At 37.9% G+C, this 12,103-nt stretch carries 11 protein-coding genes and 1 pseudogene; 3 read left to right on the forward strand and 9 right to left on the reverse strand.

What is annotated here, in order from left to right:
- The coding region (locus BHECKSOX2_RS03470; RefSeq protein ID WP_139682054.1) for a transposase at positions 1 to 450 on the forward strand (450 nt) is incomplete at its 5' end.
- A gap of 328 nt (positions 451 to 778) precedes the next feature.
- Here BHECKSOX2_RS03470 and BHECKSOX2_RS03480 read toward each other — a convergent pair.
- Positions 779 to 1,993, reverse strand: a complete 1,215-nt coding sequence (locus BHECKSOX2_RS03480; protein ID WP_139682484.1) for an IS3 family transposase — start codon at positions 1,991 to 1,993, stop codon at positions 779 to 781.
- A 112-nt stretch (positions 1,994 to 2,105) separates the two neighbouring features.
- Here BHECKSOX2_RS03480 and msbA point away from each other — a divergent pair, with 112 nt between their 5' ends.
- The gene (gene msbA, locus BHECKSOX2_RS03485; RefSeq protein WP_139682485.1) at positions 2,106 to 3,824 is read left to right on the forward strand and encodes a lipid A export permease/ATP-binding protein MsbA; all 1,719 of its coding nucleotides are present in this window, start codon (positions 2,106 to 2,108) and stop codon (positions 3,822 to 3,824) included.
- A 24-nt stretch (positions 3,825 to 3,848) separates the two neighbouring features.
- On the opposite strand, the gene BHECKSOX2_RS03490 is transcribed toward msbA, so the two are convergent.
- The 8 genes from BHECKSOX2_RS03490 to BHECKSOX2_RS03525 form a co-directional block, all read right to left on the reverse strand.
- The gene (locus tag BHECKSOX2_RS03490) at positions 3,849 to 5,225 is read right to left on the reverse strand and encodes an aldehyde dehydrogenase family protein (RefSeq protein ID WP_139682486.1); all 1,377 of its coding nucleotides are present in this window, start codon (positions 5,223 to 5,225) and stop codon (positions 3,849 to 3,851) included.
- 8 nt (positions 5,226 to 5,233) lie between these two features.
- Complete coding sequence (locus tag BHECKSOX2_RS03495) at positions 5,234 to 6,859, reverse strand: acetolactate synthase large subunit (protein ID WP_090718514.1); 1,626 nt, start codon at positions 6,857 to 6,859, stop codon at positions 5,234 to 5,236.
- Positions 6,856 to 8,379 carry an FMN-binding glutamate synthase family protein gene (locus BHECKSOX2_RS03500; RefSeq protein ID WP_245391298.1) on the reverse strand — a complete coding sequence of 508 codons (1,524 nt, stop codon included), beginning with the start codon at positions 8,377 to 8,379 and terminating at the stop codon, positions 6,856 to 6,858. Before BHECKSOX2_RS03500 ends, BHECKSOX2_RS03495 begins: the two co-directional genes overlap by 4 nt.
- A gap of 12 nt (positions 8,380 to 8,391) precedes the next feature.
- On the reverse strand, positions 8,392 to 8,853 hold the full coding sequence (locus BHECKSOX2_RS03505; RefSeq protein ID WP_425356606.1) for a DoxX family protein: 462 nt from the start codon (positions 8,851 to 8,853) through the stop codon (positions 8,392 to 8,394).
- A 2-nt stretch (positions 8,854 to 8,855) separates the two neighbouring features.
- Positions 8,856 to 9,407: an HvfC/BufC N-terminal domain-containing protein gene (locus BHECKSOX2_RS03510; RefSeq protein ID WP_139682488.1), complete on the reverse strand. Its 552-nt coding sequence runs from the start codon at positions 9,405 to 9,407 to the stop codon at positions 8,856 to 8,858.
- Positions 9,388 to 10,212 (reverse strand): MNIO family bufferin maturase, encoded by an 825-nt coding sequence (gene bufB / locus BHECKSOX2_RS03515; RefSeq protein ID WP_245391299.1) that lies wholly within the window; start codon positions 10,210 to 10,212, stop codon positions 9,388 to 9,390. The genes BHECKSOX2_RS03510 and bufB overlap by 20 nt, the downstream gene beginning before the upstream one ends.
- Positions 10,209 to 10,661, reverse strand: coding sequence for a rhodanese-like domain-containing protein (locus tag BHECKSOX2_RS03520; protein WP_139682490.1), 453 nt, complete (start codon positions 10,659 to 10,661; stop codon positions 10,209 to 10,211). Before BHECKSOX2_RS03520 ends, bufB begins: the two co-directional genes overlap by 4 nt.
- 85 nt (positions 10,662 to 10,746) lie before the next feature.
- Complete coding sequence (locus tag BHECKSOX2_RS03525; protein ID WP_139682491.1) at positions 10,747 to 10,995, reverse strand: BufA1 family periplasmic bufferin-type metallophore; 249 nt, start codon at positions 10,993 to 10,995, stop codon at positions 10,747 to 10,749.
- A 219-nt stretch (positions 10,996 to 11,214) separates the two neighbouring features.
- On the opposite strand from BHECKSOX2_RS03525, the pseudogene BHECKSOX2_RS10190 reads away from it, so the two are divergent.
- Positions 11,215 to 12,103, forward strand: a pseudogene (locus BHECKSOX2_RS10190) (IS1595 family transposase); the annotation flags it as partial.

The following is a 12,103-nucleotide window of genomic DNA, read 5'->3' on the forward strand; positions in this document are numbered from 1 at the left end:
GCCAGTCATGATAAAAATATTCACGACTCAAAAACCTTAAATGTTGCCATAAGCCATGCTAATAGCAACAGAAACAAACCCATCAAACAAGCGGTATGCGACCGAGGCTATGTTGGTGCAAAGGTAGTGCTCGGTGCAAACATCATTTTGCCTAAAAAAGCCCTTAAGCGAGACAATCGTTATCAACAAGACAAAAAGCGCAAACTGTGTAAAAGACGCGCAGCGATTGAGCCGATTATCGGACATCTTAAATCAGATTTTAGACTCTCTAGAAACCTACTCAAAGGGCAAGTTGGTGATGAGATTAATGTTTTAATGGCTGCCTGTGCTTGGAATTTGAGAAAATGGCTGGTGATAGCCACTATTTTTTTGTTTTGGCAAAAACTGGGCTTATTTTTTGTAAAATACCTAAGGTTTTTTGTGGTGCTGGATAAAAAGCAGTTTTGTTGATTTGGATGGTTGGAAAAATGGGTGGTTTTGGTTTGTTTGGAGTGAGTTTTTAAGGGGCGACTATTTACCTTGGCATACTGAGTTATATTTTTTGGAAAAAAGACCAATCTAAGGTACTTGCTCAAACAACCCTATTTAGTATTGTTGGGCTGGGCTTTATCGGTTATTTTTTGGCGTCTTTATTGGATTTAAAAGGTCTTGAAACTATTTCTGCTGGGTTGGAGAGATTGACTTTGTTTACCTATCCTATTTTTATTGCGATTTTAGGTGCAATTTACATTACCCCAAAACCCCTGACAACTTTTTAAAATTTCTTATATAGAACATCTTAAGAGACCTTCTTCTTTTCCTGATTCAATTTTATACTTTCTTGATACACATCCATTGGTTTTTTATATTTCAATGTTTCATGGAATCTTTGATGATTGTAAAACTCAATATAATCATCCATATCAGTGATTAAATCACTGATGGATTGATATTCATTTAAATAAATTCTTTCGCATTTTGCGCTCCTCCAGAAACGCTCAATACAGATATTATCTGTAGCCCTACCTTTACCATCCATAGATATTGTAATACCTAAATCTTTTAATCGTTTAGTGTGTATCTCACTGGTATATTGACTACCTTGATCAGTGTTAAATATCTCTGGGTGTGGGTGTGGGTGTGGGTGTGGGTGTGGGTGTAGGTGTTTCTCTAAAGCGTCATTAAGTACACCCATTACCAATTGAGAATCCATGGTATTGGATATCCTGTGTGATAGAACAGCTTTTGAATGCCAATCAATAATAGCTGCCATATAGACCATACCCCCTGCAATCTTGACATAGGTAATGTCGGTGCTCCATACATGGTTAGAATGACTGATATTAAGCCCTCGTAGCTTGTAACTGTATTTCTTGTGTGCTTTGATTGGTATAGTTGTATTAACTTGTTTAACTGCTAATACTGCCTTTAAACCTAATTCTTGCCGATAGCGTGCTACGGTGTGTAAACTCACCTTGTAGCCGTCTTCAAGTAATTGTTGATGGACTTTTTTCTCACCATAGATGGGTATTTTTTCAAACACCTTGGTGATGTGGTTTTTGATAGATTGCTTGGTGTTATTTACTTTTGGCTTGTAATAAATCCCACTTCTGTTAACACCTAACAATTGACATTGATGATTAACTGACAAAGAATATGAGGCGTGCAATAGGGAAGGCTTGAGATCAACTAACTGTTTGCGGTTAGATGAGCCCAAGCTTTTTAGCTTTTTTGCTAACCACTCCTTCTCTACGGTTACCTTGCCTACTAGTGTAGTTAAACGCTCATTTCGCATCTGTGCTTTGATAAGTTCGTTTTTGTATTCTTTGACTGCCTTGGATGGCTCCATGGCAATCTCTGCGTTAGCAAGGAAAGTCTTCTTCCAATTTTGTAGATTCTGAGGCAAAATATTATGCTTGCTGGCAATCTGCACTATGGCGCTTTCATTTTGTAGTAATTCAAGTACTAATTTAGTCTTGAATGCTGAGGTATATTTTGTTCGTTTTTTACTCATTTTTTTACTCCGATTTTTTTGTTTAGTTTAACTCGTTCGAAATAAGAAAGTTTAAATTGTTGTCTGAAATTGTTGGGGTTTTATATTCTGATTTTTAGGTAAAATTCTTACAATGGGTTACAAAAACTTTATTTCAAGACTGTTCTATTATCTAAAGCCTCATGTTGGCAAGCTTGTATTCACTTCTGCGATGATGATATTTGCAACAGTATTGGAAGGCTCAATTCCTGAAATCACAGGGCGCATTATTGATGACGTGTTTGTTGGTGAGCGCAATACACAAACCGCACTACTTTATGCGGGCATACTACTTGCTGTGATTACTGCCAGTTCTTTATTTGCACTAACTTCTACTGCGGCAAGCTCTTGGATATCTAACAAAGTGATTATGGATTTGCGCGCAAATATGTTTGCCAAATTGCTAAAATTACCCAAGGCGTATTTTGACCAACATCCTACTGGTGAAACATTGTCTAAACTCACCTATGATGTAGAGCAAATCGCCAATGCTGCCTCTACTATTTGGCTAGAATTTGTCAAGTCTTTTGTATTTGTTGTTATTCTCATTACTTACTTATTTTATAAAAGTTGGGAGCTCAGCCTATCTCTGATTATCTTTCTACCACTAGTATTCTTAGCAGTTAAGTTGTCTTCTACGCGTATGCGTAATTCCAGTAGAAAAGTACGACAATATATGGGTAATATGACACACTTGTTGAATGAAAATATTTCAGGAAACTCATTAGTCAAAATCTACAATGCACAAAATCAAGAAAGTAATAAATTCTTTGCGTTGATTCAAACGATTCGCCAACAACGCTTTAAAGTGGATATGGCCAGTGCTTTTAATATGACTTTTGTTAATATTCTAATCGGCTTATCTTTGACAAGTGTGGTGTATTTTTCTGCCACTTACTTAACAATGACTGCCGGTGAATTTTTGTCTTATTTCACCGCAATGGGTATGTTGGTCAAACCATCTAAAAGTTTAATTAACATCAACAAACCTCTACAAATAGCAATAGCTGCTGGTGAAAGTGTATTTGGACTGATAGATGAAACACAGGAACAAAACACTGGCAAAAAACAACTTAAAAATGTCAAAGGTACGATTAAATTTAATCATGTTTCTTTTGGCTATACCGACCAAAAAAATGTACTTAATAATATTGATTTAGACATTAAAGCAGGCGAGACTGTTGCCCTTGTTGGTTCTACAGGTAGCGGTAAAACCACTATCATTCAACTCTTGGCTAAATTCTATTCACCAAAATCAGGCAGTATTACCATTGATGGTACCGATATTTGCGAATTTGAACTGGATTCATTACGCACGCAAATCGCCTTTGTTGACCAGAATGTACGCCTATTTAATGACACTGTAAAAGGTAACATTGCACTGGGTCAAACCCAAAATATGAACGATGAAAAGATTAAGAACGCAGCTAAAATTGCAAATGCTTATGACTTTGTAGAAGCCTTAAGTGAAAAATTTGATTCTCGAATCGGCGAAGATGGCACCAAGCTCTCTGGTGGTCAACGCCAGCGTTTGGCTATCGCCAGAGCAATAGCCAAAGACAGTCCGATTTTGATTCTTGATGAGGCGACTTCTGCACTTGATTCTGCCACCGAGCGAAAAGTTCAAGCAGCCATAGATGAAATGCAAAAAGACCGCACTACTATTATTATTGCTCACCGTCTAAGCACAGTGCAAAAAGCCGATAAAATTGTTGTACTTCGTCAAGGTGAAGTCACTGAACAAGGCTCACACCAAGAATTACTCAGTGCAAATGGTGAATACGCCTCACTATATAAACATCAGTTCAATTAATTCTTATAAACCCTTATCGTCAATTCATTTTTTGACAACTATCATCTTATGCTCAAGCATATCACGCATCGTATAACCAATGCCTCCGATACCATAGCCTGAGTATTTTCTACCAGCAAACGGCATCCAATCTACTCTAAAAGTAGTGTAATCATTAATTATTACTGCACTTGCTTCTAATTTTGCAGCCACTTCCATTGCCCTTTGCACATTATCGCTAAATACTGAAGCTTGGAACGAAACATCCAGACTGTTTGCTTGTTCAATTGCTTCGTCAAGTGTTTTATAGCCATAAATACATACCACAGGGCCAAACACCTCTTGTGTAGATACTTTAGCATCTTTAGGTGGGTTTAGTAGTACTGTTGGTTCATAACTCACCGCATTAATACGCTTGCCACCTGTTATCAACTGCGCACCTGATGTGATTGCTTCATTAACCCAAAGCTCAATTCTATCCGTCTCTTTTGCTGAAATGAGCGGACCTAAATCGCAGTCTTCGTTAATCGCATCACCAACTACTTGCCCAGCGGCGACAGTGGCAATTTTCTGCGCCAAATCTTGCATGCGCTTTTCAGCTACATAGATACGTTGCACTGAAACACAAACTTGCCCAGAATGATACATACTGGCTTTTACCACACCACTTACAAAATCTTCTTCGTTTGCATATTCATCAAAAATCAGCGGTGCAACACCACCGTGCTCTAAGGCACAACGCGTGCCTGGTGCAAGTTTTGATTTGAGGCTCCAACCTACTTTGGCAGAGCCAATAAAGCTAAAAAATGCCACACGCGAATCGGTGACTAATTTTTCTGCATTTTTATTATTCAGCAGAGCGACTTGCACCCAACCTACTGGCAATCCTGCTTCTTGGATTAACGTCGCTAAACGCAATGTGCAAAGTGGCGTTAAACCAGCAGGTTTGATAATCACAGGGCAACCACTGGCAATTGCAGGGATAACTTGATGTATTGCTAAATTCAGTGGGTGATTAAAGGCACTAACTGCCACCACCACACCAATTGACTCAAGTATCGTGTGTGCCTTGTGCCCTACTCCTGCTGGCGTATAGTCCATCGGGATTTCTTCACCTTTAATATTGCCCAATTCAATAATGGCAATGCGAATACCGCTAATAGCGCGGGTAACTTCCACTCTTGCATCACGAATGGGTTTACCGCCCTCATTTGCAATTAAGCGTGAAAAATCTTCATGCTCAATCTCTACCAAATTAGCTAATTTTTGCAATACTTCAATGCGTTGAGCCTCTGGCAATCGCCCTGCTTTATGTAGTGTTTGCGCCGTGGACAACATCTGCTGTACCCGTGTATTGTCATGCATTTCTAATTCAGCCAGGGTTTCACCCGTATAAGCCTGTTTAACGATTAATTTTTCCATAATGCCCTCTATGCGTTTCTTAGTTGTTTAGGAAATAACGCTTTGTTTTCTTTATAGTCAATTGGCACATCAATAATATGCACGCCACCTTCACTAAAACAAGACCCAATGAGTGGCAAGAATTGATTTGCATCCTCCACTTTATGTCCTTTTGCGCCATAACTATCAGCATATTTAACAAAATCAGGATTGTTATATTCAAGTCCAAAATCATCTAAACCTTGTCCCTCTTGCTTCCAACGAATCATACCAAAAGCACTGTCGGTTACAATAAGTACTACCAAATTTAACCCAAGGCGTGTGGCGGTTTCAATCTCTTGTGAATTCATCATAAAACCCCCATCACCGCAAATTGCCATCACTTGTCGCTGTGGATATAACAAAGCACAAGCTATTGCACTTGGTAATCCTGCACCCATTGTTGCTAAAGCATTATCAAGTAATACAGTATTAGACATATAAGTGTGATAATGTCGTGCAAACCAAATTTTATACATGCCGTTATCTAGCGCAATAATGGCGTCTTTATCAAGTCCTCGACGCACATCAGCAACAATACGCTGTGGCAATAAAGGATAAGAATCGTCATTATCTTTCTCGTGAATAACTTGCTTAATACGCTTTCTAAATGCTAATAATTCTAGCGAACAATTGTTTAATTTTAATGCTTGCGCCAAACGATTAACCGTAGTTTTAATATCACCTACAATCTCAAGTTGCGGAAAGTACACTTCATCAACTTGTGCAGAATTGAAATTAATATGAATGACTTTAGTGCCACCTTCATGCATAAAAAATGGTGGCTTCTCCACCACATCATGGCCAATATTAATAATTAAATCTGCTATTTCAACTGCTTGGTGCAATACATCACCATCAGATAATGCGGCTGTACCTAAGAATAACGGATTTTCACAACTCACCACGCCTTTACCCATTTGCGTATTAAAAAATGGAATACAGGTTCTATCAACAAAATTTTGCATTGATTTAAATAATTTTTTACGATTGGCACCAGCGCCAATTAATAGCAAAGGATTCTTGGCATTTTCAATCATTTCTACCGCTATTTCTATAGTCTTCTGGTCTGCATCTGGGCGACGAATCTCATGTACAGGAAATATATGCCAATCTTTTACCTCTTCAAACGCCACATCTTCAGGTAACTCTAAATGCACTGCACCTGGTCTTTCTTCTTCTGCCAAACGAAAAGCATCTCGCACTAAAGAGGGGATCATACTGCCGTTAACAATTTGTTTGCTGGATTTGGTGAGTGGCTCCATCATGCGCACAATATCAATAATTTGAAAACGCCCTTGTTTACTAGAATTAATCGGTTTTTGCCCCGTAATCATCAGCATTGGGAATCCACCCAATTGTGCATAAGCAGCGCAAGTAACGAAATTGGTTGCACCAGGACCTAAAGTTGCCAAGCACACGCCTGTCTTACCCGTCATTCTGCCGTAAGTGGCTGCCATAAATGCTGCACCTTGCTCATGGCGAGTTAGTACAAATTTAATACTTGAATCTTGTAAAGAATCTAAAAAATCTAGATTTTCTTCACCAGGAAGACCAAAAATATACTCAACACCTTCGTTTTCTAAGGCCTTAACAAATAAATCAGATGCTTTCATACTACCCCCCCTAAATGTTGTGATGGATAAAGTTCACTCATTGGGATTGAGCGAGCATTATTTTGTACAATACGCACATGATTTCGATTTAACTCCCTAGGCTCCGACACACCACAAGAATGAGCAATAACTTCAACTGCATGATTCATATTGTGTACATAGTTAGCGACTTTGATTGCTTTATTTTTCGGGTCTAGTCCTTTTTGCAGGCGTTTATTATGTGTGGTAATACCAGTTGGACAGGTATTTTTATTGCATTTTAATGCTTGAATACAACCAATTGAAAACATAAACCCACGGGCACTGGTTATAAAGTCTGCCCCAGCACATAACGCCCATGTTACCTCAGATGGCGTGATTAGTTTGCCAGAAGTAATGACTTTAACGCGCTCTTTAAGATTGTATTGAATGAGTTTATCAACCAATAAGGGTAGCGTTTCTTTAATGGGTAGACCGACATTATCTAATAGTGACATAGGTGCTGCCCCTGTGCCACCATCACCACTATCTAGCGTAATAAAATCTGGTGCGCAAGCCTCGCCACGCTTGTTAATCTCTTGGAAAAAATCATCTAGCCAATCGGTTGCGCCAATTACCGATTTAAATCCAGTAGGCTTGCCAGTAACCTTACGCACATGATTAATCATATCCAACAAATCTTGTGCGCTACTGATTTCAACATGTCGATTAGGTGATATAGCATCTTCACCAACGCCAATACCACGAATTTGTGCAATCTGAGGTGTTACCTTAGCACCTGGCAAAATACCACCTTTGCCAGGCTTTGCGCCCTGACTCATTTTAATTTCAAACATTCTGACCTGCTCATGTTCGGCAATTTCAGTTAATTTTTCATCGCTTAATTTACCCTGCTCATCACGCACGCCATATTTTGCTGTGCCTATTTGAAAAACAATATCTGCACCGCCTTCTAGATGGTAAGGCGATAGACCACCTTCACCAGTGTTATACCAACAACCTGCTATTGCTGCACCGTTTGAAAGTGCCAAAATTGCAGGTTTGGAAATTGCACCAAAACTCATGCCAGAAATATTGAAAATCGATTTTGCCCTGTAAGGCTTCTGACAAAAACCTTCACCAATAGTAATTGGGCGTGTTTCAGATGCATCTTCATCTAGGGTTGGAAAAGGGCAATTGGCGAAAATCACAGTGCCTACAGGATTTAGATTTTTGGTTGAGCCAAACGCAACTGTGGTGTCTGTATTATTAGCCGCTTTATGTACCCAATCACGCTCTGCACGATTGAATGGCATCTCTTCTCTGTCCATAGCAAAGAAGTATTGGCGAAAAAATTCACCCAAGCTAGAAAAAATACTACGAAAATGCCCAACAACGGGGTAATTACGCAACACTGCGTTCTTTCTTTGGGTAATATCAAAGATAAAAACAACGACAATGAGTAAAACCAATAAGCCAATCACAAAAACAAACAGTGTGGATAAGGCCTCCAGAACAGGACTTGCTGTTTCAAGCATCTCTATCATATTCTTCGTTTTCATGCTTAAGATCCTTTAATGGTATTGCTTGCAAATTATATTATCTAATGATACTCTGCCTTGTCCATAAATCACAATAACCAAGAGCATTACACCCCAAAGTTTGTGGTCATAATAACCACCCTGCCAAATAACTGGGTAAGAAACCACAGCAACAACATTAAAGACAAATAATTTAACCGCCATCAATCTTGTCGCCAAACCCAAAATCAAAAATACTGGTAGAATTAACTCTGTCGCTGTCCCAAGATAAGCAGCAAGCTCCCAAGGAATTAATGGCACTTGGTATTCGTTTTCAAACAAATATTGCGCACCTGAAGATAAAAAAGGCAACTCCAAATCCCAACTACCAAGCTTTGTCAGCCCTGAACGAAAAAATCCATCTGCAACATATAAGCGTAAAAAAAGTTTAAAAATATCATCCGTGTATTTATACAGATATGCAAAAATTTGATTGTATAAATGAATTAATTGCATCATTATCTCTCTTCGTATTCTTGTTGCGTTATCTTTGCCACCAAAACTTCCGCGCCTTGACGATAAATCTTTAAATAATCTCCCTCGCTCGCCAAATCAAGTTGTTCGCTATTTTCATTAAGTTGCCAAATTTTAATAACAGGATACACTGAGTGCATAAAAAATACAATGTCCGACAAATAACAACGCTCATAGTATCTTTCAAACTTAGCAACATCTACTAAATATGGCACAGTCTTACAATCTGGACTTAATTTAATAAAATTCGAAAACTCATCGCCATAGTCAATAATATTGCCTGTTTTTGAGGGGTGCGTTATAATAAAATCTTTGGCGATCTTATTAAAAAAATCCTCGCCCACTAAGCGTTTAACACAAGAATAACTCTTGGCTAAAGATTCACTCAAACTCAAAAAATATTGATTACGATAAATTTGAATCAAATCTTGAGGAGTAAAGTTACCATTATTCAGATAATTTTCAGATACACTTTCAGATGCCAATACATCTTGATAAAAATCTCTTTGTAATTGTTTAAGCACTCTGTCTTTCACTTAAATATTCTTGTGCTTTTTGCGCTTCATTTAACAAAATTGACAAATCAGGAATGTCACTATCCCACTCAATGAGTGTAGGTTTGTTACCAATCTTACTCAATGTTGTTTGATATAAATCCCATACTTCATTACTAACTCGTTTTGAATGATCATCAATCAAAATCTTACCTTTTTCCAAAATTTTCTCAGTATAGCCTGCCAAATGAATCTCTAGCACATCATCTATATCAATACTGTTTAAGTAATCATTGGCCTGATAATTATGATTAAAACAACTAACAAACACATTGTTCACATCAAGCAATAAACCGCAACCAGACAAACTTGGCAATGCAGCAAAAAATTCCCATTCAGGTATAGTGGATTCTTTAAAACACAAGTAAGAAGATGGATTTTCAATAAGGATTTTCCTGCCTAAAAAATCCTGAGTTTGTTTAACCTTGTCAATAAAATTATTGAGCGCCCCTTGCGTGTAAGGTAGTGGCAATAAGCCATTTAGATAATGATTATCAACATTTGACCAGCTAAGATGATCAGAGACTAAATCTGGTTTAAAACGCGCAATAGCATTTTTAAGATTTTGTAAATGTTGCTGGTTGAGCGCATCTACTGAGCCCAAAGAAAGTCCGATACCATGGAGGCTTAACGGATATTTATCAGCAATTTGCTCTAACTGATAAGTTGCAAAATTATCATAAAAAAAGTTTTCGCTATGAACTTCAAACCAATCAACATCGGGCTCTTCGTCAATCACTTGTTGTAAATGCTGATGACGAAGCCCAATGCCAGTATTTTTAATCACCAATAACTACCAAGATGATACCAAGGCTTACCCTTGTCAGCAGCAATTTTTGTCGTTGCTAAACCTTTGTCAATCCAGCCACGATTGATACCGCCATCAAGCTCAAAAATATTTTTATAGTTGGTTTCTTTATCTAAAAATCTACCAATGGTTTTAGTGCGATTAGCATGTGCACAAACCAGCACAAAGGGAGTGTCTTCATTTGGTACAATTTTTGATAAATCACGCAACCATTGTTGTATATCGTATCTGCCATTTTTATCAAAAAAAGTGAGTTTATGTGTGTTAGGAATAACGCCATATTGCTCATATTCATCTTGCCTACGCACGTCAATAATGACAAGCCCTTGTTTGATTTTGTCTTGCGCTTGCTCGGTTGAAAGGGTTTTAAACTCTGCCTGAACAAATGCAGGGAGTAACACAAGTAATATTAATGCAATTTTTTTCATAGTATTTATATATTATTATCCTAAAAAATAACAATCATACATGGACAAAAGGAGGAGAGAGCCACATGTGATTACTAAAAAACACCTAAGAAGAAGTTAAATTACCACCAACCAACTTATCACACAAGCCTTTTGGCAGGGTAATAAAAGCGTCTTTTTGCCCATCTGTATTTGAAGAACCTGCACATGATGAGGTCTTAGTGGCGCAGTCATTTTGACCTGCCTTAACAACGCCATAGCATTTTTCTTTAGATGCTGCGCTAGCGTCCATAACAATAAAATTAGAGCCTAACAAAGTTAAGCCCGCCAAAGTTAGTGTTTTTATTTTATCCATTTGTTTTTCCTTGTTAAAGTTAACTAAAAGTCATTGAGTAATCAATCACACTGTAATTATACGGTATGCCTTATTAATAAGTTTCAAGTATGGATAAAAAATATTAATGATTACTTTAAAGAATACCAACAAAAAAATTTAGGGAATAACTTACATTAATACCAAAACCACAACAAATACAATAAAATAGGCAACACTTACAACACTCATGGAGCAACAATGACCCAATACACAAACACCATCAGCACATTTGAACTATTAGAAAGGTTTCCAACCGAAGAATCTGCTCGCCTATATTTTGAACAAAAACTTTGGAACAACAAACCCAAATGTCCATCGTGTGCTAATCAAACACCCGCACAAGTTTATCATCATCCTTCACGCACTGGATTATATCGTTGCAAATGTTGCCAAACCCAATTCAGTATTCGTAGTAACACAGTGATGCATGCCAGCAAAATACCGTTAAGAAAATGGCTTTATGGTATGTATTTAGTTGTGACTGCTCGCAAGGGTATATCCAGTTACCAACTTGCAAAAGAACTGGGTATTACCCAAAAATCCTCATGGTTTATGGGGCACAGAATACGCAAGGCTTGCAAAAATAACGACGCTATTCTTTCTGGAATAATTGAAATGGATGAAACCTATATAGGCGGTAAAGAGAAAAATAAACACCAGCATAAGAAAACTTAAGGCACACAAGGCAGAAGCACAAAAACCAAAACCCCTGTGGTTGGCATGCGCTCTCGTGGTGGCATGCTCGTTGCTGCCAAAATGGATAAAGTCAATAGTGCCAATATTCAGACTATGATTGATAAGCATGCTGATGCCAATGCCACGCTTTGCACTGATGAAGCAACAATATATAAAGGCATAGAGGGCTATAAACAGCTAATGGTCAATCATTCTGCTGGGCAGTATGTTAACGGTATTGTGCATACTAATGGCATTGAGAGTGTTTGGGCGTTATTAAAACGCGGTTATCATGGTGTATTTCATCATTTTTCAGATAAACATATCGGGCGTTATGTTGATGAGTTTGTTTTTAGGTTGAATGATGGCAATGTTAAACGATCGACACTGGATAGAATTGATTCAATTGTGT

The organism is thiotrophic endosymbiont of Bathymodiolus puteoserpentis (Logatchev) (genome assembly GCF_900127505.1).
Classification (GTDB): Bacteria; Pseudomonadota; Gammaproteobacteria; order PS1; family Pseudothioglobaceae; genus Thiodubiliella.

What these genes read in the sequence shown, in the direction of transcription:
- msbA (WP_139682485.1), top strand. Translation starts at nt 2,106, where the DNA reads ATGGGTTACAAAAACTTTATTTCAAGACTGTTCTATTATCTAAAGCCT.
- BHECKSOX2_RS03505 (WP_425356606.1), bottom strand. Translation starts at nt 8,853, where the DNA reads ATGCAATTAATTCATTTATACAATCAAATTTTTGCATATCTGTATAAA.
- BHECKSOX2_RS03490 (WP_139682486.1), bottom strand. Translation starts at nt 5,225, where the DNA reads ATGGAAAAATTAATCGTTAAACAGGCTTATACGGGTGAAACCCTGGCT.
- BHECKSOX2_RS03525 (WP_139682491.1), bottom strand. Translation starts at nt 10,995, where the DNA reads ATGGATAAAATAAAAACACTAACTTTGGCGGGCTTAACTTTGTTAGGC.
- BHECKSOX2_RS03500 (WP_245391298.1), bottom strand. Translation starts at nt 8,379, where the DNA reads ATGAAAACGAAGAATATGATAGAGATGCTTGAAACAGCAAGTCCTGTT.
- BHECKSOX2_RS03480 (WP_139682484.1), bottom strand. Translation starts at nt 1,993, where the DNA reads ATGAGTAAAAAACGAACAAAATATACCTCAGCATTCAAGACTAAATTA.
- BHECKSOX2_RS03495 (WP_090718514.1), bottom strand. Translation starts at nt 6,859, where the DNA reads ATGAAAGCATCTGATTTATTTGTTAAGGCCTTAGAAAACGAAGGTGTT.
- BHECKSOX2_RS03520 (WP_139682490.1), bottom strand. Translation starts at nt 10,661, where the DNA reads ATGAAAAAAATTGCATTAATATTACTTGTGTTACTCCCTGCATTTGTT.